This window comes from uncultured Eubacterium sp. (assembly GCF_934561735.1).
Lineage (GTDB): Bacteria > Bacillota > Clostridia > Oscillospirales > Acutalibacteraceae > Eubacterium_R.
Window position 1 is genome coordinate 163511 of record NZ_CAKTGT010000003.1, and the last position, 22508, is coordinate 186018.

Genomic DNA, 22508 nt, shown 5'->3' on the forward strand with positions numbered 1-22508 from the left:
TTTTTACCGTCTTATAATCTTTAAATCGTCTTTTGCAACCTTGTCGGTCACAGTAACTTTTATGTTATATCCCTCTTCCATAAGGAAGTATATATTGCGTTTTTGCTGACCCTTCAGTTGAGATACCGAGCGAGGATTAACCATAATCTCGTAATCTCCGGGTCTTAATTTAAGTATCTTATTGAGCATAAATCTGCTCTTAACTATCTCGCCGAACGACTCGTGATAAGCACCTGCCACGGCATTTTTCTTTATATCGTTTGAAGCGTGAAGCCCGAGCCTTATAATCTTTATCCCCGCTTCTTCAAACATAGGGACAAGTTTTGTGCAAAGATTTGCCGCATCGTCAACCGTTTGCGGCTTGAACACTTCGTCCTCGTACAGTTTTGCAAGCATTGTGCCTTTTAGCACAACCGTTGGATAAATACGCACGGTTGCCGGCTGAAGTGCAATGATTTTCTTTGCGGTTTCTATTGCCTTTTCGTCTGTGTCAAGATAAAGCCCCGTCATCATTTGAAGTCCGAGTTCAAAACCATAGGACTTAATAAGATTTGAAGCGTTTACAACATCCTGTGCCGTATGTCCGCGAAGATTTGCCTTGAGCACCTCGTCATCCATACTTTGAGCACCGAGTTCGATTGAAGTAACGCCGTATTGCTTTAAAACAGTGAGCACCTCGTCATCTATAAAATCGGGACGGGTACTGATTCTTATTCCCTTTACATCGCCGTTTTTAACATATGGATAAGCCGCCTGCAAAAGAGTGAGCATATATTCCCTGTCAATCGCCGTAAAAGAGCCGCCGAAAAATGCAATTTCGTATTCATATCCTTTTTTGCAAAGTGCAGTTTCAACAGCAGTCTTAACATCATCCGCCGTTGGCTGATTTACATTGCCCGTGATTGTTTTTTGATTGCAAAACGAGCACTGCTGAGGACAACCGAGATGCGGAATAAAAATGCTGATATTACCTTTTTTCATATAATTCCCATCAACGAAAGTGCCTCTTTCGCCGCCTCCTGCTCCGCCTGTTTTTTGCTTCTGCCGACTCCCCTGCCGACAACATTTGAATTGAGGTGAACCTCCGCTTCAAAAACCTTGTCGTGATCGGGACCTTTTTCGCCGACAATAACATAATTGAGTGTTTCATCCTTATTTTGCTGAATAACCTCCTGCAAGGTGGTTTTGTAATCCTTAAACAAAATGTGATGAGTGTTTATATCTCTTGCCAAAAAGTGAAGAATGTGTTTTTTTGCCGGTTCCATACCGCCGTCAAGATAAATTGCGGCAATGAGTGCCTCAAAGGCGTTTTCAAGGTTTGAATCCCTGTCCTTGCCGCCCATTTTTTCCTCGCCTCTGCCGAGCAGAAGATAATCGCCGAGGTCAATTTCTCTTGCAAAATTTGAAAGCGACTGAGTGCAAACAAGCGACGAACGAAGTTTTGACAACTCACCTTCTGCCATATCCGGAAATTTATGGTACAAATACTCTGCCGACACAACGCTCAAAACGGCGTCGCCCAAAAATTCCATCCTCTCGTTATTGAATTTTTTTTGATTATCGTTTGCATAAGAGGAGTGAGTAAGTGCTTCCTCCAAATATATTTTTTTCTTAAAAGTGTATCCTATTTTTTCTTCTAAAGTTGAAACATCCATTTTATTCTTCACTTTGCAATTCTTTTTCTATTTTATCTATCAAATCGGTTTGCAAAAACATAACCGCCTGTTTGATTGCATTTTTAAAACAACGGGCATCTGCCGAACCGTGAGCTTTGATAACCGGCTTTTTCACTCCGAGCATAACCGCTCCGCCGTATTCTTTGTAGTCAAACTGTGTTTTCATATCATTTATGCCCGAACGAACACCGAGATACGAAAGTTTGCTTAATGTATTTTTATAAAAAGCGTTTTTAATTCCCTGCATAAGAGCCTTTGCAACGCCCTCGTAGGTTTTGAGTATCAGATTGCCCGTAAAGCCGTCCGCAACAACAACATCAGCATCGCCGAACGGAATTTGTCTGCCCTCAATGTTGCCGATAAAATTATACGCAGCCGACTTCATCATCTGATATGCTTCCTTAACAACCGGAGTGCCTTTTGTTTCCTCCGTGCCATTGTTTGCAAGTGCAACGGTCGGATTTGCAACGCCGAAAATATTTTGCATATATATTGAGCCTAAAAGCCCAAATTGATAAAGATATTCGCTTTTGCACTCTGCGTTTGCACCGCAGTCCATAAGCACAAACGGTTTGCTTACACTCGGCATAACCGAAGCGATTGCAGGACGCTTGACGCCCTTAATTCGCTTTGTTATAAGAGTTGCACCTACTGTAATTGCACCTGTGTTGCCGGCACTGACAAAAGCGTCACCCTCGCCGTCATTGAGGAGTTTGAAGCCGACAGCCATAGAACTGTCAGGCTTGCCGCGAAGCACAACTTTTGCATCATCGCAGTTATCTATAACCTGTGTGCAGTTAATTACTTTCGTTTTTTTCAAGGCTATATTGTTTTCTTTAACGCAAGAATTTATGGCATTTTCATCACCGAGAAGAATAGCCTCATCAATGTCAAACTCATCCACGGCAAGCATTGTGCCTTTAATTATTTCAAGCGGTGCGTTATCTCCGCCCATTGCGTCAACTATAATTTTCATAATTGCTCCAAAGCTCTGTTTGCAAGAGCCATATATCGTTCTCTCTTATCTCTGATTTTCGGTTCAATCGGCGGTAATATGCCAAAATTAGCACCCATCGGCTGAAAATTTGTTACGCTCTCATCGCTGATATATTGCGACAAAGCACCAATCATATTGTATTCCGACAAAACAAGCGGCTCTTCGCCCTCAGCCCGTCTGACGGCATTTATTCCTGCCATAATGCCCGAAGCCGCAGATTCCATATATCCCTCAACACCTGTGATTTGACCTGCAAAAAAGATGTTGGGATTGCTTCTCAAACTAAAATCGGCGTTCAAGAGTTTTGGCGAATTAAGAAACGAATTTCTGTGCATTACGCCGTAACGCACAAACTCCGCATTTTCAAGCCCCGGAATCATAGAGAATACACGCTTTTGCTCGCCGAATTTTAAATTTGTCTGAAAGCCTACAAGGTTAAACATTGTACCCTTGCTGTTTTCTCTGCGAAGCTGAACGCACGCCCACGGTCTGTGCCCTGTGTTTGGATCAACAAGTCCGACCGGTTTCATCGGTCCGAAGCGAGGAGCGTCAAGTCCTCTTTTTGCAAGCTTTTCAATCGGCATACAACCCTCGTACACATCAAAATCGTGCACAACCGCACCCTCGGCATTGATGAGTTCATCAATAAATGCCTCATATTCTGCCTTGTTGAACGGGCAGTTGATATAATCGTCATCTCCGCCTCTGTCATATCTTGAAGCACCGAAAGCTTTTTGCATATCAACGCTGTCTGCCGTAACAATCGGAGCGGCGGCATCATAAAACGAAAGGTAATCTCCGCACAGCTTTTGTATTTCTTCACCGAGTTTGCCCTCGGTAAGAGGTCCTGTTGCAATAATCAAAATTTCGTCATCATCAGGTGAAATTTCCTCGACAAGTTTATTTTCAACCGTGATGTTCGGATGCGAATTAATCATATCCGTTACGGTTTGAGAAAACTCATTTCGATCAACGGCAAGAGCACCGCCGGCAGGAACCGCACAATTCCTTGCAACGGGAACGGTGAGCGAGCCGAGGCGAGCCATTTCTTCTTTAAGAAGTCCTGCCGCACTGTCAATTCTTGATGCCTTGAGCGAATTTGAACAAACAAGCTCTGCAAAATTTTTATTTTTATGTGCCGGCGAAAACTTTTCGGGTTTCATTTCAAGCAGAGTGACTTCATAACCTGCCTCGGCTATTTGCCACGCCGCCTCACAACCCGCAAGTCCGGCACCGATAACTGTAAATTTTTTCATAATCACTTTTTCTTAGGGGCCGGTTTTGTAAATCCGCATCCCTCTGTATCAGGGCAATAAAGCACATTGCCCTTTCTTCTGAACAGCGACTTATTACACTTTGGACAAACCTCATCGGTAGGTGCGTCCCAGGTCATAAAGTTACATTCAGGATAATTTGAGCAACCGTAAAACGGTGTGCCTCTCTTTGTTTTCTTTTCAATAACATCACCGCCGCAAAGTGGACATTTTGCCTTTGTCTTTGTAATGAGTGGCTTTGCGTTTTTACACTCGGGGAATCCCGGACAAGCAAGGAATTTGCCGAATCTGCCGACTTTAACAACCATTTTTCTGCCGCACTTTTCACATACGACATCGGTTTCTTCTTCCTTAAGTTTAATCTTAACGCCCTGCATATCTTTCTTTGCTTTTTCGAGCGGCTCAATAAAATCATCATAGTAAAGGCGAATCATATCAATGTAATCTTTTTCGCCCGAGTCGATTTTATCGAGGTCATCTTCCATCTTTGAGGTGTACTTAACATTTACAATATTTGGTATTCTCTCTTTAAGAAGATTTGTAACTGCCTCGCCGAGTTCGGTAGGTACAAACTGTTTGCCCTCACGAACAACATATTCCTTTGAAAGAATGGTTGAAGTAATAGTTACATATGTTGACGGACGACCAACGCCGTTTTCTTCAAGTGCCTTTGTAAGAGAAGCTTCGGTATATCTTGCAGGCGGCTGTGTAAAGTGCTGATTGCCGAGAATACTCTTAAGTTTGAGCACATCGCCCTCTGCAACAGGAGGGAGCGGAGATTCGCTGTCTTTCTTTTGTGAATCGTCTGTCTTTTCTTCATACAAAGCGGTGAAGCCGTCAAACTTAACTGTGTATCCGCTTGCCGTGAAAACATATCCGTTAGCCTTGATTTCAACCTTCATGGTTTCTTGCTGGCAAGAGGCCATAAGAGATGCAATAAAGCGTTCCCATACAAGCTTGTAAATTTTATACTGGTCGGAAGTGAGCGATTCTTTAACCGATTCCGGAGTTACTCCCGGCATTGACGGACGAATAGCTTCGTGTCCGTCCTGTGCATTACCTCTTGTTTTGTAAAATCTCGGAGTTGACGGAAGATACTTTTCACCATAGGTTTGCTTGATAAAATCATTACCGGCACTGCGAGCCTCGTCAGAAATACGAAGGGAGTCGGTTCTCATATATGTGATAAGACCGACTGTGCCGAGGTTCTTAACATCAACGCCTTCATAAAGTTCCTGTGCGGCTTTCATGGTTCTTCTTGCCTGGAATGACAATCTGCGTGATGCTTCCTGCTGCAAGGTTGATGTGATAAACGGCGGAGCAGGATTTTTCTTTCTCGTACCCTTTTTAACTCCGGTTACAACATATTCGGCATTTTCCAAATCGGCAAGCATTTTGTCCGATTCTTCTTTTGACGGAATTTTGTTTTTATCCGTGCCTACCTTATTGCCGTCCTTGTCCTGAACCATGGTTGCGGCAAAACTTTTTCTGTCCGGTGGATTTGTAAACTTTGCATCGATTGTCCAATACTCTTCCGGCTTAAATGCACGAATTTCGTTTTCTCTGTCAACAACAAGGCGAAGTGCAACGCTCTGCACACGACCTGCGGAAAGACCTCTTCTGATTTTTTGGCTTACAAACGGAGAAAGCTTGTAGCCGATAAGACGGTCAAGAATTCTTCTTGCCTGCTGAGCGTTTACAAGGTCTATATCAATTTGACGAGGATGTTCCATACCGTTTTTTACGCCGGTTTTTGTAATCTCGTTAAATGTAACTCTGTTCTTGTCATCAAGTTCCAAGCCGAGCAAATTTGCAAGGTGCCACGAAATTGCTTCTCCCTCACGGTCGGGGTCGGTTGCGAGATAAACACAATCGGCTTTGTGTGCCTTTGTTTTAAGCTCGTCAACAAGTGCTTCTTTGCCCTTGATAACGGCGTACTTAGGCTCAAAATTGTGTTCAATATCAACACTGAGTCTTGCGGCAGGCAGGTCACGAACATGACCCATTGACGCAATAACTTCATATCCCTTACCAAGATAGCCTTTAATATTTTTAGCCTTGGCAGGTGACTCCACGATTACTAACTTTGACATATATATTTTGTCCTTTCGGTTAAATTCAAGATTGTTTTCTTCTGTATCGCTTGCCCATGCCGGATTCGCAAAGTCCGTCAAGTTCAAGCATTGTCAGGGCGACAAGAACGGAATTTATATCAAGCCGTGCAACATTTGCAATGCTTTCAACATCCTTAAAATCATCGTCCATAGCGTCAAACACCGCCTTTTCGTCACCGACAAGCTGTCGTGACTTCTCATCTATTTGAGTACGGTTTATGCGATGTTTTTCAATATTTTCAAATGTGATTTCTTCATCCTGTTCGGGTGTCAAATCACGCTTTTTGTATTCATCTCTCAAGAGTTCGTCAATACTCGCAAGTTTTGACATATCAAGAGTTTTGTACTTTTCGGTGTAGTTCGAAACGATGGATTCGACTCCCACAACGGGCACGGCACCGTCGGATATAAGTTTGTTTGTGCCGTTAAACCTTTGGTCAAAAATCGAAGCGGCGGTTGCAAACATATCCCTGTTTTGCGACACGGCAAAGTTTGCCGTAATGAGCGAACCGCTTTTTGTACCTGCCTCGGCAACAAACACGCCGTCTGCAAGACCGCTGATAATTCGATTTCGCATCGGAAAAGTAAATCTGCTTGCCGGAGTGAACGGCGGAAATTCGGAAATGACCGCACCTTTTTCGGTAACTCTTCGTCTTAAATCCTCGTTTGAAGCAAGGTAATTTGAACCGAGCCCGCAACCCATAACGGCAACCGTTATGCCGCCGCATTCCATAGCACCGATATGTGCCGAAGTATCTATACCGAGTGCGCCGCCGCTTACAATAACGGCATTGCACCTTGCAAGACCTTTTGATATCACCCTTGCAACGCTTTTGGCATAATTTGACGGCTTGCGTGTACCCACAACGCTTATGCTGAGCATATTATCTATATCCGGCATTTTGCCGTCAACATACAAAACCGCAGGCGGGTCATAAATCTCTTTGAGCTTTTTGGGATAACTTTCATCATCAAAAGTTATTATATCCCATTTGTGTTTTTTACAAATTTCAATTATTTCATCAGCTTTTTCAATCGGAGTTTTCTCCATAATATCAAGCATTTTGTCTGTGATGTTAGGACAAACCTTGCGTTGAAGATAATTGCTGTTGTATAAATTTTCGGCTGAACCGAAATAATCAAGTATAGGCTTAACAGGTTTGCCCGTGCCTACGGTAATTTGAAACCATATGAGATACCTTGCGTTTTTCATCTGAGCATCTCCCACATGGTTATTGCCGCGGCAACGCCTGCGTTGAGGCTTTCCGCCCTGCCGAGCATAGGTATTGTAATCAAATCGTCGCTGACAGCCTTGATGTTTTCTTCAACACCGTTGGCCTCGTTGCCGATAACCGATACCGCATTACCCGTAAAGTCAGCCTCGGTAATCTTAACCGCCGAAGAACTCGGAACGGTTGAATACACCTTAAAGCCCTGAGTTTTCATTTGAATGAGCGTTTGCTCCAAATTATCGCTGTCAACAATGTTCATACGAAGTATTGAACCCATCGAAGCCCTTACAGCCTTTGAATTAAACACATCGCAACAATTATAAGTTACAACGCCGTCAATTCCGAGTGCCTCTGCCGAACGAATAATCGCACCGACATTTGCCGGGTCCTGCACATTATCAAGAGCAACAATTTTACCGCAAGCAAACATTTCATTGCGGTCTTTCATCTTAACGGTGAGAAAAACACCCTGCGGTGATTTTGTTTCCGACAGTTTTTCGGACACCGGTCCGTCAATCAAAAATGTTCGTTTGGCTTTAATGCTCAAAGCATCAATTTCATCTTGATACTTTGCATATATATCCTCGGTAAAAAACAATGTGTCGGGCTCATAAACGGAATTAAGGACATCAAAACATAGCCTTGCTCCTTCAAGTGCAAAAAGATGATTTTCATATCTTGCCTTTGAAGAGGTAAAAAGCTTTTTTGTGTCCTTAACTATACTATTATTTTTACTCGTGATTTTTTCCATACACATCTCCGTAGCGTGCCAAAAAAATTTGCTTGTAGCGTTTCGTTTAAATAAAATCACCAATGATATTTATTATTTTTATATAATATACATTATATTAAGAAAAATTTCAATACTTTATTTAAAAATTTTATATTATGTTGACTACTGCTAACTTTTGCTTTATAATAGACAATAACAGTAGAAACTTATGCAAAGGATTAGATTTTATGCCATATTATGACATTGCAGGATTAAGAGTAAAGATAAACAATGTAGGCGGCAGAACCGAAAAACAGGCTGTGCCGTACCTTGCAGACAATCAATCAAGCGATTTAAAAGCCGACATCGACATCTTTGTTGACGACAAAAGAGTGGAGGAGGCAATAGCCGACCACCCGGAACTTTCGCAGGGCGACTGGGAATATATGCTTACGGGCTCGGATTTTTACAACGCACTTATTGATTTTGACGGAATACTATTGCACTCATCCTGCATAGTTGTAGACGGTGTGGCTTACGCCTTTTCCGCCGACAGCGGCACAGGCAAATCAACACACACCCAGCTTTGGCTCAAAAAATTCGGCGACAGAGCATATATGCTCAACGATGACAAACCGGCAATCAGACTTATCGGTGACACGGTATATGCCTGCGGCACGCCTTGGAGCGGCAAGTACGATTACTCAACACCTGCCGTCGTTCCGCTTGCCGGAATCTGCTTCCTTGAAAGAAGCGAGGATAATTGGATTAAACCTGCAAACACAAACAAGGCAATATTCAATATCTTCAGCCAAACAGTTCGCCGTTTGGGTGAAACAAGAATGAACAAACTTATGGATAACCTTAATGTTATTTTCAAAAAAGTTCCGATTTACGAACTTGGTTGCAACATCTCTGACGAAGCCGTGGATTGTTCATACAACGCTATGAAAAAGGAGTTATCCGATTTTGAATAAAAAAATATGCGCATTGTTGCTGTCGGCGGCAATGTGCTTTTGCTTCAGTGCATGTTCAAACAACACACAAAAAGAGCAAAGCACAGCCGTAACCGCAACAACCACAACGCAGGCGACAACCTCAACAACAGTTGCCGAAACCACAACAAAAGAAACAACGGCAAAGCCTTCAACAACAAAAACACAAACCACAACAAAAGCTACAACAGAAGCTACAACAAAAAAGAAAAAGGTTACTGTAACAAAGGTCAGGAAAAAAAAGAAAACCGACACGGTAACCTGCACCGTTACGGTTGAATGCAAATCAATTTTAAGCCATATGAATGATTTAAAGGAAGGTCACGAAGAATTTGTACCCGATGACGGCTATATAATCAAAGACTACACCTACAAAGCAAAAAAAGGCTACACGGCATATGACGCACTGAAAGACGCATGCAAGAAAAGCGACATCAAGCTCACGGCAAAGAGCACTTTATACGGAACCTATGTTTCGGGCATAAATAATCTTGACGAGTTTGATTGCGGTGACCAAAGCGGCTGGATGTACAGCGTTAACGGTCAATTTCCAAACACATCCTGCGGAAATTTAACCGTCAAAGACAAAGACAATATAATTTTTGAATATGTGTGCGAATATCAATAAACAAACCAAACCGCAACATGGGGAATTCCTTATGTTGCGGTTATTTTTTCAGTTAACTTTTTTCTTTAAATCCTGAAGAATTTTCTTTTCTATTCTCGACACATACGAGCGTGAAATGTTAAGCCTCTGTGCAACCTCTCTTTGAGTCAGCGGCTTTGCGTTATTCAGTCCGTAACGAAGAATTATAATCTCTTTTTCTCGCTCATCTTCCATATTTTCAATAATATTTTTCACTTCAAGCCAACGGCGTTTTGTTTCGATTTCCTCCACAATATCCCTGTCATCACTGATGACATCCTCAATGGTAAGCGGATTGCCGTCCTTGTCGGTATCGATTGCATCGCCCATAAACACCTCGCCGCTCTGCTTTTTAAGAGAACGAAAGTACATAAGAATTTCGTTTTCAACACAGCGTGAAGCATAGGTTGAAAGCCGTGTACCCTTTGAATAATCAAACGAATCCACCGCTTTAATCAATCCGATTGTTCCGATAGAAATCAAATCGTCATTGTCGTTTGTTTTTGAATAATACTTTTTGCAAATATGGCTTACAAGGCGGAGATTGCGTTCAATCAAAACCGCCCGTGCGTTAAGGTCGCCGTTTGCCATTTTTTCAAGCTGTTCCCGCTCCTCCTTTGCGGTGAGCGGCTTTGGAAAGCCCGATCCGTTTTGGATATGTAACAGCAAAAACAACAGGCTTGAACCGATTGCGGTGAGCAGTGCAGAAAACATAAAATCCTCTCCTTATCAAATCACAATACATACTATGACGAAAAGAAATGATTAATACCGTTGACAAGCCTATACTTTTAATGATACACTCAATTTATGGAAAGATATATTAAATTTGCAGGTCTTGACTCTGACCTTGAAAAACGATTGATTGAATACATAAGCAGTCACGAAAAAAAGATAAATTCACTTGCAGAGAAGTGCAAAAAACACGGCTTTTCGTGCCTTGCAAGACGCAGTGATATGATGAGGCTCGCCGTTTGCATTGCATACATCAAATATACCGAAGAGGACTACAAATGGCTCGGAATAGACGAGAGCATACTGAAAAACACTATGTCCGACATCGGAATTTGGTGCAGAAACAACGATAACAAGGGGCTGAAAAATTACCCTTGGATAAAAAATCACCTTAAAGCAGAATTGTTCAAAATCGGCAGACTTCAGTATCAGCTTTTTGACTGCAATTATATCACTTTTGACTATTCAAAACTGCCGTTCAAAAAGGGTGAACAGACCGTATTTATTCACATTCCGCAGGGTGCTCCTCTTATAAAATCGGAATGTATCGAGTCGCTGAAAATGGCAAAGGAGTTTTTTGCAAAGCATCTCCCCGTGTACAGATTTGATTACTTCGTGTGCAAAAGCTGGCTTTTATACAAAGATAATTGCCGATTTATGAAGCCGTCAAGCAACATTTTGCAATTCCAAACGCTGTTTGAAATTGCTTTTACAGACCATACGGACAGTTATGCAATAGAACGAATTTTCGGCAAAAAACAGTTCAACAAAAAGCGGTACGCAGACGCAACATCTCTTCAAAAAGGTGCAAAGGAATATATGATTAACGGCGGAAAACTGGGCGAAAGTTTCGGCTACATTCCGCTAAACAAGGTATAAGAAAAACGGAAAGTGCCCCTCAGGTTGTACTTTCCGTTCTTTTTTTATTCGGTAATTGAGCTATAATAAGCGCAACAAAAATAATTGCACAACCAAGAAGTTCTTTAACGGTTAATTTGTCGCCCACAATGAGCCAACCTGCAAGCACCGCAAACACCGATTCGGTGCTCATAAGCAATGACGAAACCGTTGGGTCAACATATTTTTGAGCAACATTTTGCACCGTAAAGGCAAATGTTCCGGCAATCACGCCTGCATAAAGCAACGACATCCACAACGCAGATTGATTTACGCTTGCACACCACTGCGAAAAATCCCTCATTTCGGATATAGCCATCGGCACAGTCAAAAACAGCGATGCCGAAAAGAACTGCACACACGCAAGTTTGATAATATCCGTTTTGTGTTTGAAGCGGTCAACGGCAATGATTCTCGCCGCATTCATAACCGAGCAAATGAGCACAAGCACATCGGACATCTGCACGCTGAAGCCGTCATTTACGCACAGCAAATAAAGTCCGCAAACAGTCACAACGATTGACAGCCACACATTCCATTTGATTTTATCCTTAAAAAACAAGCAGATAATCGGCACAAAAATCACATTGCACGAGGTCAAAAATCCCGCCTTGCCCGACGGTGTGCCCGCAAACAGTCCGAGTTGTTGAAACGCAGATGTGCCCGCAAGGAAAAAGCCGCACACAAAGCCGTCACGGATAAGTTCCTTTGTACTGTAATCCGGTTTTGGCTTGTCTCTCTTTTTATCCCTTGAATCGAGAAAAGCGATTATCGGCAAAATGGCAACTCCTGCAACGAGAAAGCGAAAAAAGCCGAATGTAAACGGTCCGACAAGATCTCCGCCCTTGCTTTGTGCAACAAATGAGCCGCCCCACGCAACAGAAATCAATATCAGCAAAAAGGATGAAATAATCTTTTTTGATTTCATAATATACTCCAAAAAAACCGAGGGAAAACCTCGGCTCAGACTGTCGATAAAGCACCTGAAACACGCCAAAATATTCAACCAAATTGCCTCCACTTGAAGCAAGGGGAGGTGGCAACACGAAGTGTTGACGGTGGGGTTTTAAAAATGCTGTAAGTATCGAACTTACAGCATTTTTGGCGTTTTTCGTTTTTTGCTCAGTCGAGGTATTTATATACATCTTCCTTCGCAAGAAAACGAAATTCAGAAACTTTCTCAACAGCCTGACAAAAAAATCTAATTTATAATACCTTATTGAAGAATTCCTTTGCTCGCTCTGTTTGAGGGTTATAAATAACTTCTTGAGGTGTGCCTTCTTCAAGAATTTTGCCGTCATAGATAAACAAAACTCTGTTGGCAACCTCACGGGCAAAGCCGATTTCGTGGGTAACGATAACCATTGTCATACCCTCCTCGGCAAGTTCACGCATAACATTGAGAACTTCGCCTACCATTTCAGGGTCGAGTGCAGAAGTCGGCTCATCAAAAAGCATAATATCAGGATTCATACAAAGCGCTCTTGCAATGGCAACACGTTGTTTTTGACCGCCCGAAAGCATAGACGGATACGCCTCCGCCTTGTCTTCAAGACCTACTTTGCCGAGCATTTTCATGGCAAGTTGCTTTGCCTCGTCCTTTTTCATCTTCTTAACCTGAATAGGTGCAAGAGTAAGATTGTCTATAACATTAAGGTTATTGAAAAGATTGAAATGCTGGAATACCATTCCTACATTTTCTCTTGCCTTGTTGATGTTGATTTTTTTGTCATCCATATGATTGCCGTCAACAACCATATCGCCTGCTGTAATATCTTCAAGGCGGTTGATACAGCGGAGAAATGTTGACTTGCCGCAACCCGACGGACCGAGAACAACAACAACTTCGCCCTCATAAATATCGGTTGTAATATCCTTTAAAACTTCGAGCTTTCCAAAATTCTTTTGGAGATGTGAAGCATGAATTTTTACATTATTATAATTTACGGCCACGGTTCAATCTCCTCTCAAGCATTTTTGCTGCATACGAAAGCAAAGTAATAATAATCAAATACATAACGGCTACAACACCCCAAACCTCAAATACGCTGCCTGTATTGGCAACAACATTTTTTGAGGTGTTAACAAGTTCCGGAAAACCGATAACAGAAAGGATTGATGTATCCTTAAGTGTGATGATGAACTGATTGATAATTGACGGAATCATTGTTCTGATAGCCTGCGGAAGAACAACCTTACGCATAGCCTGTGAATAGCTCATACCGAGTGAACGGGATGCTTCCATCTGACCGATATCAACCGATTGAATACCGGCACGAATAATTTCTGCCATATATGCGCCGCAGTTAAGCGAAAGGCAGACAGTACCCGCCTGCAAAGCAGAAAGTGTAAACGATGCGCTTGATGATTTGTTGATGATATACGGAACGCCGAAATAAACAAAATACGCAAGTACAATCATCGGAACGCCACGAATAACATCAACGAATACTCTGTAAATTGCGTTGCAAACCTTGTTTTTAAGCACAGACAATATGCCGAAAAGCAAACCGATTAAGCAAGCAAAGAACAATCCGCACAATGCCAGGGTAAGCGTTTTGCCCATAGCCGCAAGAAGCAATTGTCCGTATGTTTCAATAATTTGTTGCATTGGGTGAAAAACTCCTCTCATAGTAGAATGATGTAAAAATATGTCGACATCATTCAGCAAGAAAGCCACCGTTGCCCGCGGAAAAATACGGGCAGGTGGCAAACTTTCCTAAACAGAATTACTTTAATTTTTGCCGATATTAGCCAAGATACTTTGCGATAATCTCGTCATACTTTCCGTTAGCCTTGATGTTTGCAAGACCTGCGTTGAACTTGTCAAGAAGTTCCTGCTTATCAGCTGAGAAAGTAGCCATACCGTAACCGGCACCTTCATTTTCGGAGCCTTCTACGATTTCCATATCAAGATTACCGTCTTTAATAGAAGCAGCCATAATAGGAGTATCCTCGAAGCAAGCAACACACTGACCGCCTGTAACAGATTGATACATTGTTGGGCTGTCCTCAAAATATGTAAGTTTAAGGCTGTACTTATCCTTGAGTTCTTCTGCATAATCGGCACCCTTTGTACCTGTCTTAACAGCTACTGTTGCACCCTTGAGGTCGTCAAGTGATTTAATGCTTGAACCCTTCTTTACTGCAACGCTTTGTGTTGCTGTGTAGTATGCGTCAGAGAAAATCCAACCTTCTTTTTGTCTTTGGTCGGTGATTGATGCACCTGCAATCATAGCGTCAGCCTGACCTGACTTGCAAGCTGCGATTGATGCGTCAAAACCGAGTGATTTAAGTTCATACTCAAAGCCCTGATCTTCTGCAATAGCTGCAAGAATATCCACATCAATACCTACAAAATTACCCGAAGCGTCTGTGTATTCAAACGGTTTGAATACTGTATCGGTTGCAATAACATACTTCTTTGCGGAAGCATCTGTTTTTGCATCATTATTTTTGTCATCATTTGAGTTGTTTGAGCATCCTGCAAATGCAAATACTACTGTAAGTGCTGCAAGAACAAGAGCCAATACTCTCTTCATTGTCTTTTTCATTTTCATTTTCCTTTCAAATGATTAATTAAATCCGTTTAGGATATATTAAGGTTTATTATAATAATTTTTTGCTGCCTTGTCAATACTCACAGAATTTTACAAGACAGCAAAATAGGAAAAATAAACAGTATTTTTATGCTTTTTTATACATTATGACGAATATTTACAGTTATAATGAAAGTTTGTTATCAAGATTTTTGAACAAATCAACCTGCTTTTTCGAGCCGATAACGCAGAAAGAAGCACTGCAAAATACATTTTGAAGTTTATCGGCAAGCACTAAAAAATCGCTTTTTTGAGTGTTTACGATTTGACGGCGAAGAGCAAGTCTGCTTTCTTCCGATATGCCTCTGATATAATTGCCGTCCGCACCGGAGGTAATAAGGCGAGGAGTCAAAAGAGGCGAAGCACTTGACATTGCACCGATAATGAAGCCTACAAGACTTCGGTCGGAATTTGCAAAATCACGAACATAATCGCCGATTTTTTGATAAGTTTCCACCGATGCTTTTGCGTTAGGGTCACGGTATGAATAGGCAAACAGTGAGCCGTTGGCAACAGGTTTAAGCCCGGTACCGTAGGCACCGCCTTTTACACGAACCTCGTTCCACAAATAATCAAGCGACACAATATGCGTCATTAAAAATGTTGTGCCATCATACAATCCGTCAAAATCAACAGACATACCCGAAAACGAAATATCGCCCGGGATAAGCACGGCGTCATTTGACTTCTTCCACGGTTTAATCTGCAATTCGTGCAAAATATCCGAAGTGCCGAGCGAAGCGGAAAATGCTTTGATACTGCCGTCAAACGCATTTGCATCATCTGCACCGACACCTATAAGAACATTATTGCTTCCGAAAATTCTGCCTGCAAGTTCCTCAAGTTCACCGATAACGGTAGGCTCATTTTCCTGTTCCTTAAGCCATTGATAGAACGAATAGCCGTTTGTAAGTTCGTCAACTACAGCATCATAGGAAAATGCCGTTGCACTTCTCTTTGCCGCCAAAACAGAGCCCGACATAACAATTGATTGATACTTGTTTTGTCTTGATTGCTTGATGATGTCAACAATTTGAGATGTATTATCAAATTTTGTAGATGTCAAAATTTCCTGCACAAGAGATAGTGCGTCATCAACATATCTGTTGAGTGCACTTAATGATACAACAAATTTTATGCTTCCGCTTTTTGTTGAATTGTAATCCGAAAACGGTGAAACAACAAATGCAATACTGCCGCACTTTGTCATAAGCTCGGTTTTAAGTTCTGCCGCAGTATGCTTTGCGGTGTCAAGCTCGCCCAAAAGATTTGAAAGAAGCGACAACTTAGGCAAATTCTCCTCACCGACACCCGTAATATCAAAGTACATATTTATATATGCAATTCCGTCGGTTTGAATTGAATGCTTAAGCAAATTGCCGTCAACAACGGTAGGAAGCGGCTCGGGTTTAACCTCAATATCCTCAAGAGTTATCATCGGCATTTTTGCCAAATCCTCGGGAGAATCAACGCTCGACTGCCATTCGTCAAGCTTTTTCTGTTCGTTTTTGTAATATTCAACATCGGCATCGCCCCAAGATGCCTTAACAGCTTCAAGTCTTGATTTTTCATCTTCTCTGTCACTGTCGCCGACAGTATATGACGGCTTTGCAAGAAGAACGCAACGGTGCTCATTATCAAAGAAAAGCTCTGAAATAAGATTTTCAAAATATCCGTTTTCGGCTTTTTTACGCAGATTTTCAAATATATCGCCGACAAGTACATTCATAGTCGGCTCACCGTCATAAAGCCAAGTTTCAAGCGAAAGCATAGCATACATAAGTCCGCGAGGATAGCCGAAATCCTTTTCTTTAAGTTCAAATTCAAGATTTGATATTGCGGCTTCAAGCTGTTTCCTGTCAAATCCGTTTGACTGAAGTTCACGAAGTTTTTGGTTTACAAAATCGTATATTTCATCGGCTTTGTTTTCATTGATGTTTTTCAAATCAAGTGCAATATACGGCTGAAGTATTCCGTCAATCACATGAATAACGGCATCTTCGGCATAGCCTTTTTCAAGAAGTGCGGATGTAAGATAAGACTGATTGTTTTCGCAAAGATAACGGGAAAGAATATGGGTTGCGTAAATTTTTTCTTTTTCGTCAAACTTACCGATAACATAACCCATTTGGAGTGAACTTTGATTTTCAAGCGGCATATCATTTGACTGCTCAAACATCACTTCAACCTTACCGGCATCAACAGGCTCTTGAACATTAGGAAGTTCGCTCGGCTCAATGGCGTCAAAATTGCAAAGGTACTCTCTGTCAATGAATTCTGTCACTTTTTCAATATCCAAATCACCGTCAAGAATAATATAGCTGTTTGACGGATGATAGTACTTTTTGTGTCCGTTGATAAACTGCTCATAAGTGAGCGACGGGATTTTACTCGGATGTCCGCCCGACTCCTTGCCATAGCAATTATCCGGAAACAAAGCACGGCAAAGTGCATTTTCCTTTACGGAATCGGCATCGGCATACACGCCCTTCATTTCGTTGAAAACAACACCCTTATATGAAATATCACCGTTTTCGTCAAATTCGTAATGCCAACCCTCTTGATAAAAAATCTCCGGCTTGGTATAAATTGACGGGTAAAATACCGCATCAAGATAGACTTCCATAAGATTGAAGAAATCCTTGTCATTTTTGCTTGAAATAGGATACATTGTTTTGTCGCTGAAGGTCATAGCGTTTAAAAATGTATTCATACTGTTTTTGATAAGCTCGACAAACGGCTCCTTAACCGGGAACTTTTTTGAGCCGCACAAAACGCTGTGCTCCAAAATGTGGAAAATTCCGGTATCGTCACTCGGAACTGTTCTGAATGCGATAGAAAAAGTCTTGTTATTATCGGGTCTGTCAAGCCACAAAAGCCTTGCACCCGATTTTTCGTGCTTCATTTCAACGATTTTGCCTTTAAGCTCGGCAACATCTTTTACTTCAAGGATTTTAAATCCGTTCATAATATCATTAATTTTCATACCGAAACCTCCGTGTATATTTTGATTATATCATAGTCCATAAAAAAATCAAATACACAAATTTGTTACTATTAATATTATTCGTCACGATAAGCACTTTTTATCCTTGACATAAAAAGTTTCTATGTTAAAATTAATGTACTTACATTTCATAACAAAATATAAAATGCAAGAGAGGGTTTATTAATGGAAAAAAGAGAACATTTTGCCTCCCGACTCGGTTTCATCTTGGTTTCCGCAGGATGTGCTGTCGGAATAGGCAATGTATGGAAATTCCCATACATCTGCGGAATGTACGGCGGAGCGGCATTTATCGTTATGTATCTGCTGTTTTTGATTTTGCTCGGCTTCCCTATTTTAGTTGCCGAATTTGCAGTAGGCCGCGGAAGTCAGATGGGTATGGGCAAAGCATTTGAAAAACTTGAACCAAAAGGCACAAAATGGCACAGCCTAAAGTGGATCAGCATTATCGGATGTTATATGCTTATGTCATTTTACACGATGGTAGGCGGCTGGATGCTGTACTACGCTTATCTTGAAATGACCGGCAAGCTGTCGGGTCTTGATGTTGACGGAGTCGGCAACGCATTTTCAGCAATGCTGTCACAACCGCAAACGATGGGGCTGTGGGCATTTGTCGCAATTATTTTATCATTTGCGGTTTGTGCGCTCGGCGTTAAAAACGGTGTTGAAAAAATCACAAAAGTTATGATGTCACTTCTTATCGTTCTTATGGTGGCACTTGCAATCAACTCGGCAACGCTCCCTAACGCAAGCGAAGGCATCAAATTTTACCTTGTGCCAAACTTTAAGGTGGTAAAAGAAACAGGCTTCGGCACGGCTGTATTTGCCGCAATGTCGCACGCATTCTTTACGCTTAGCCTCGGTATCGGTGCAATGGAAATATTCGGCAGTTATCTTGACAGGAAAAAACGCCTCGGCGGTGAAGCCGTAAGCGTTATGGTACTTGATACTTTTGTTGCCCTTATGGCAGGATTTATCATCATTCCGGCATGCTTTGCATTCGGTGTTGAACCCGGCAGCGGTCCGTCGCTTCTTTTCATCACTCTGCCTAATGTATTCAATCAAATGGCAAGCGGCAGAATTTGGGGAACATTATTCTTCATCTTTATGTCATTTGCGGCTCTTTCAACAATAATTGCAGTATTTGAAAACCTCATTGCCGCATTTATGGATATGAAAGGCTGGAAGCGTTCAAAATCCGTTGCGGTTAACTTTGTGATTGTAACCGCCATCAGCGTACCTGCCATTCTCGGTTTCAACCTTTGGTCAAAAGTTCAGCTTCTCGGCGAGGGCACAGGCATTATGGATGTTGAGGACTTCATTGTTTCATACAATCTGCTTCCGCTCGGCAGCTTGGTATTTGTTATGTTCTGCGTCAGAAAGAACGGATGGGGATTTGAAAACTTCCTTAAAGAAGCCAACACAGGCGAGGGACTTAAATTCCCTAAATGGGCGAGAGTTTACATGCAATACATTTTGCCGATTATCGTTGTGTTTGTTTACCTCAAAGGCTATTACGATTTCTTTGCAAATCACGAACCTGCACAAAGATACGGTTGGATGGCATTCGCCGTTATCCTTATGGTTGTGATATTCGGCATAGTATTCCTTACCGGCAGAAAGAAAAAATCGGAATAAAATAAAAAGGCTTCTCAATCAGAGAAGTCTTTTTTTCCATTCTACGCACAGTTTTTCAAGCGTCCAAACAGCGTTTGCCGGGCTTGTGGACGGCAGACATTCGGCTGAAATGCCAACGGTTTGCTCAATGTATTTTTTGTAAAGCTCATCCGCCTTTTTGCCGTTTGTAAATATTCGCTCAATATGAGATTTTTGAACAATATCGGCAATATCATTCGGCACAACATTTTTTATACTGCTGTCGCTTGAACCGACAATGTCGCAGGAATGAATAACATCCCATACGGCTATTCCATTGGCAAGGAGCATTGATTTTTTCTCATCGATATTTTGAGGCACGGGGCAATCGCAAACACTTGCCAGCACCCTCCAAAATCTGTTTTGCTTATGCCCGTAAAAGAAGCCTTCTTCCCTTGATTTAACAGACGGGAACGAGCCTAAAATCAGCACTTTTGAATTTTCATCCCACACCGGAGCTATTGTATGTAAGGTCATAATTCACCTGCTTTGCCGTGTTTTATAATTCAAATTATACATCAATAACTAAAAACAAACAACATATTTACAGAAAAGTACAAATTTGATATAGTAATTGCATAATGCAAGCGAGGTGAAATATGAAAATTTTAATTGACGCGGACGGTTGCCCTGTGGTTAAGCAGGCAACGCAAATTGCAAAAGAAAACAACATTGAGGTTGTGATTTTTTGCGACACAAGTCATATAATAAACAGCGGCTATGCCGAAGTTGTCACGGTTTCAAAAGGTGCAGAAAGCGTTGATTTTGCTCTTGTAAACAAAGTGAAGAGCGGAGATATAGTAATTACTCAAGATTACGGACTGGCGGCAATGGTACTGTCAAAAGGCGGCAGAGCGATTACGCAAAACGGAATGATAATATCCGACAGCAATCTCGGGCTTCTGCTGACAACAAGATACGAATCCAAAAAGGCAAGAATGTCGGGTGCACACCTAAAAGGGCCGAAAAAGCGTTCGACACAAAATGACGAAGCATTTATCAAATCGTTTAAATCTATGCTAAATGTTGATTAGTGTGTACAAAAAATGTATTTTTAGTTGGATAGTGAACATTTTATTAATATTAGCACTCTACCCTTGACAGTGCTAAAAAGTTGTGATATATTGTAGACAGAACGAAAGGAAAGGAAGTCAAGGAGAAGAAAATGAGGCAACAGCCTCAAGAAACTCCGCTTTGTTTCCTCATCCCGAGTTCATAAAAAACAGGTTTCAATATGGTGTTTTTTATGAAAGGAGCGATGACTTATGTTGATGCCTAGTGTATTTGGTAAAGATTTGTTCGATGACTTTTTTGATTTTCCGTTTTACGATGACGGAGCAACGGATAAGCTTGAAAAAAAGCTGTACGGTCACAGAGGTAAAAACCTCATGAAGACCGATGTTCAGGAAACCGACAATGATTATGTTATGGAAATGGATTTGCCGGGATTCTCAAAAGACGAAGTCAAGGTTTCTCTTAAAGACGGATACCTTACAATCAGGGCTGAAAAGGGTCTTGACGAAGAAGAAAAAGACAAAAAGACCGCAAAATATATCCGCAGGGAGCGTTATGCGGGTGCTTGCGAAAGAAGCTTTTATGTAGGCGATATTAACGAAGCAGACATCAAGGGCGAATTTAAGCACGGTATCCTTAAATTGACAATTCCTAAGGAACAGCCTAAAAAAGAGATTGATACAACAAAATATATCGAACTCGATTAATTAAGCAATTGTTTTCTCCTCTTACAAATAAACAATCAAAAGACCGTCGCAGGTGTAAAAGCCTGCGGCGGTCGCTTTTTATTTGCTTTTTTTGCTTTCGTATATACCGAAAAACCTTTTGAAAAACGGCGGCATAATTTTTATCATAACCCACTCTATTGCAATGATAATCACAAATGCCAAAATTGCCGGGAATGTGTGTATCTGCATATGAAGCAATTTTTCGAGCATACGAATAACGATATACATAAAAATCAAATGTGTATAAAAGATAATAATCGTATTTTTGCCCATAAACGGTAAAAATCTAAACTTGATTTTTTTCGTCAAAAGTTTTGTCAAGCCGCAAAGCGAGCAAACAGTGCATATAGCCGACGCAAACATAAAAGCAATGTTTCCAAACTTATATTCGGCAAAAGACACCCTTGAGTTAATGAAACAAAGTACCATACCCACAATAAACAAAGCTATATCGATGACAACATTTTCTTTTCTCTCTTTTTGAATTTGACCGAACAAATAGCCTATATAAAAGAATACAGCCGCCATAAAAACATACTTTAATCTGTAATACTCACCCAAAGGAACGGAAGAAAGCAAAATGCCGACAGGTACAAACAAAATATGGAGCACGGCAACAGGAACGCTTTTGTAATTTATCTTTGTTTTTTGGCAAACAAATGTAATCAGATATTCAAGCATATAAGCCATAAACAGCGTAAATATAAACCAAGAGCCCGTATATGACGATTTACCGAGCAAAAAGTCAATTACCTGCCCTTTTAAATCATAATTGGCAAAGCCCTCGGAGCCGAGTGCATATCGCATTGCTTCAACCGCAATTGCAATAACGCCGTCCCACAAAAGAAACGGCAAAAACAATGTTTTGATTTTTCTGACTATTCTTTCTTTGTAATCCGATATAACTGGATTGAAAAGAAGCCCGGACAAAAAGAAGAACAAAGCCATATGAAATGATGTAAAATATTTGAGCACATATTCAATAGGCTTGCCGCTGATTTCATATCCGGAATAAGTATGGAGCAAAACCACGGACAAAATGCCTATTCCTTTAAGCACATCTATGTATTCGATTCTTTGCTTTTTGGCAGTTTCAAGCGAATCTTTCATTAAAATTCCCCTTTATAATGTTATGTTTATACTATACCATATACCAAAAATTTAAGCAAGGCAAAAAGTGTTTTCGACACGCTATAGGCTGTTGAGAAAGTTTCTGAATTTCG

The 22508-nt window shown here is 41.3% G+C and carries 21 protein-coding genes; 6 read left to right on the forward strand and 15 right to left on the reverse strand.

Annotated features, from left to right (window positions below):
- Positions 1 to 3: 3 nt before the first annotated feature.
- From Q0E08_RS04235 to Q0E08_RS04265, 7 genes are read right to left on the reverse strand one after another with little or no spacing between them, the layout of a single operon-like run.
- Positions 4 to 981: an elongator complex protein 3 gene (locus Q0E08_RS04235; protein WP_294777314.1), complete on the reverse strand. Its 978-nt coding sequence runs from the start codon at positions 979 to 981 to the stop codon at positions 4 to 6.
- Positions 978 to 1655 carry a ribonuclease III gene (gene rnc, locus Q0E08_RS04240; RefSeq protein WP_294777316.1) on the reverse strand — a complete coding sequence of 226 codons (678 nt, stop codon included), beginning with the start codon at positions 1653 to 1655 and terminating at the stop codon, positions 978 to 980. Before rnc ends, Q0E08_RS04235 begins: the two co-directional genes overlap by 4 nt.
- Position 1656: 1 nt before the next feature.
- Positions 1657 to 2652, reverse strand: a complete 996-nt coding sequence (gene plsX, locus Q0E08_RS04245) for a phosphate acyltransferase PlsX (RefSeq protein ID WP_294777318.1) — start codon at positions 2650 to 2652, stop codon at positions 1657 to 1659.
- Positions 2649 to 3929, reverse strand: a complete 1281-nt coding sequence (gene trmFO / locus Q0E08_RS04250) for a methylenetetrahydrofolate--tRNA-(uracil(54)-C(5))-methyltransferase (FADH(2)-oxidizing) TrmFO (protein WP_294777320.1) — start codon at positions 3927 to 3929, stop codon at positions 2649 to 2651. Before trmFO ends, plsX begins: the two co-directional genes overlap by 4 nt.
- 2 nt (positions 3930 to 3931) lie before the next feature.
- The gene (gene topA / locus Q0E08_RS04255) at positions 3932 to 6040 is read right to left on the reverse strand and encodes a type I DNA topoisomerase (RefSeq protein WP_294777321.1); all 2109 of its coding nucleotides are present in this window, start codon (positions 6038 to 6040) and stop codon (positions 3932 to 3934) included.
- Between the two features lie 25 nt (positions 6041 to 6065).
- Positions 6066 to 7274, reverse strand: a complete 1209-nt coding sequence (dprA, locus tag Q0E08_RS04260) for a DNA-processing protein DprA (RefSeq protein WP_294777323.1) — start codon at positions 7272 to 7274, stop codon at positions 6066 to 6068.
- Positions 7271 to 8044 (reverse strand): RNA methyltransferase, encoded by a 774-nt coding sequence (locus Q0E08_RS04265; protein WP_294777325.1) that lies wholly within the window; start codon positions 8042 to 8044, stop codon positions 7271 to 7273. Before Q0E08_RS04265 ends, dprA begins: the two co-directional genes overlap by 4 nt.
- Before the next feature lie 209 nt (positions 8045 to 8253).
- On the opposite strand from Q0E08_RS04265, the gene Q0E08_RS04270 reads away from it, so the two are divergent.
- Both Q0E08_RS04270 and Q0E08_RS04275 read left to right on the forward strand, forming a co-directional pair.
- Positions 8254 to 8982 carry a hypothetical protein gene (locus Q0E08_RS04270; RefSeq protein WP_294777327.1) on the forward strand — a complete coding sequence of 243 codons (729 nt, stop codon included), beginning with the start codon at positions 8254 to 8256 and terminating at the stop codon, positions 8980 to 8982.
- Entirely contained in the window at positions 8975 to 9628 is a 654-nt protein-coding gene (locus tag Q0E08_RS04275) for a DUF4430 domain-containing protein (protein WP_294777329.1), read from the forward strand. Before Q0E08_RS04270 ends, Q0E08_RS04275 begins: the two co-directional genes overlap by 8 nt.
- A 48-nt stretch (positions 9629 to 9676) precedes the next feature.
- Here Q0E08_RS04275 and sigK read toward each other — a convergent pair whose 3' ends face one another.
- Positions 9677 to 10360 (reverse strand): RNA polymerase sporulation sigma factor SigK, encoded by a 684-nt coding sequence (gene sigK / locus Q0E08_RS04280; RefSeq protein ID WP_294777331.1) that lies wholly within the window; start codon positions 10358 to 10360, stop codon positions 9677 to 9679.
- Between the two features lie 96 nt (positions 10361 to 10456).
- Between sigK and Q0E08_RS04285 the strand changes: the two genes are divergently transcribed.
- On the forward strand, positions 10457 to 11260 hold the full coding sequence (locus Q0E08_RS04285) for an acyltransferase domain-containing protein (protein WP_294777333.1): 804 nt from the start codon (positions 10457 to 10459) through the stop codon (positions 11258 to 11260).
- A gap of 19 nt (positions 11261 to 11279) precedes the next feature.
- On the opposite strand, the gene Q0E08_RS04290 is transcribed toward Q0E08_RS04285, so the two are convergent.
- From Q0E08_RS04290 to Q0E08_RS04310, 5 genes are all read right to left on the reverse strand, one after another.
- Positions 11280 to 12206 (reverse strand): DMT family transporter, encoded by a 927-nt coding sequence (locus Q0E08_RS04290; RefSeq protein ID WP_294777335.1) that lies wholly within the window; start codon positions 12204 to 12206, stop codon positions 11280 to 11282.
- A 278-nt stretch (positions 12207 to 12484) separates the two neighbouring features.
- Positions 12485 to 13231: an amino acid ABC transporter ATP-binding protein gene (locus tag Q0E08_RS04295; protein ID WP_294777337.1), complete on the reverse strand. Its 747-nt coding sequence runs from the start codon at positions 13229 to 13231 to the stop codon at positions 12485 to 12487.
- Positions 13215 to 13889, reverse strand: a complete 675-nt coding sequence (locus Q0E08_RS04300) for an amino acid ABC transporter permease (protein ID WP_294777339.1) — start codon at positions 13887 to 13889, stop codon at positions 13215 to 13217. The genes Q0E08_RS04295 and Q0E08_RS04300 overlap by 17 nt, the downstream gene beginning before the upstream one ends.
- A gap of 139 nt (positions 13890 to 14028) precedes the next feature.
- Positions 14029 to 14832 carry a transporter substrate-binding domain-containing protein gene (locus Q0E08_RS04305; protein WP_294777341.1) on the reverse strand — a complete coding sequence of 268 codons (804 nt, stop codon included), beginning with the start codon at positions 14830 to 14832 and terminating at the stop codon, positions 14029 to 14031.
- Positions 14833 to 15001: 169 nt separating this feature from the next.
- Positions 15002 to 17863: an insulinase family protein gene (locus Q0E08_RS04310; RefSeq protein ID WP_294777343.1), complete on the reverse strand. Its 2862-nt coding sequence runs from the start codon at positions 17861 to 17863 to the stop codon at positions 15002 to 15004.
- A gap of 186 nt (positions 17864 to 18049) precedes the next feature.
- On the opposite strand from Q0E08_RS04310, the gene Q0E08_RS04315 reads away from it, so the two are divergent.
- On the forward strand, positions 18050 to 19525 hold the full coding sequence (locus Q0E08_RS04315; RefSeq protein WP_294777344.1) for a sodium-dependent transporter: 1476 nt from the start codon (positions 18050 to 18052) through the stop codon (positions 19523 to 19525).
- Positions 19526 to 19543: 18 nt separating this feature from the next.
- On the opposite strand, the gene Q0E08_RS04320 is transcribed toward Q0E08_RS04315, so the two are convergent.
- A complete protein-coding gene (locus Q0E08_RS04320) occupies positions 19544 to 20020 on the reverse strand; it encodes a DNA-deoxyinosine glycosylase (protein WP_294777346.1) in 477 nt (158 codons plus the stop codon).
- Positions 20021 to 20142: 122 nt separating this feature from the next.
- On the opposite strand from Q0E08_RS04320, the gene Q0E08_RS04325 reads away from it, so the two are divergent.
- Entirely contained in the window at positions 20143 to 20577 is a 435-nt protein-coding gene (locus Q0E08_RS04325; protein WP_294777348.1) for a DUF188 domain-containing protein, read from the forward strand.
- Positions 20578 to 20808: 231 nt separating this feature from the next.
- On the forward strand, positions 20809 to 21264 hold the full coding sequence (locus tag Q0E08_RS04330) for an Hsp20/alpha crystallin family protein (protein WP_294777350.1): 456 nt from the start codon (positions 20809 to 20811) through the stop codon (positions 21262 to 21264).
- Positions 21265 to 21342: 78 nt separating this feature from the next.
- Here the strand turns inward: Q0E08_RS04330 and Q0E08_RS04335 are convergent, their stop codons facing one another.
- Positions 21343 to 22395, reverse strand: coding sequence for an acyltransferase family protein (locus Q0E08_RS04335; protein ID WP_294777352.1), 1053 nt, complete (start codon positions 22393 to 22395; stop codon positions 21343 to 21345).
- Positions 22396 to 22508: the final 113 nt, after the last annotated feature.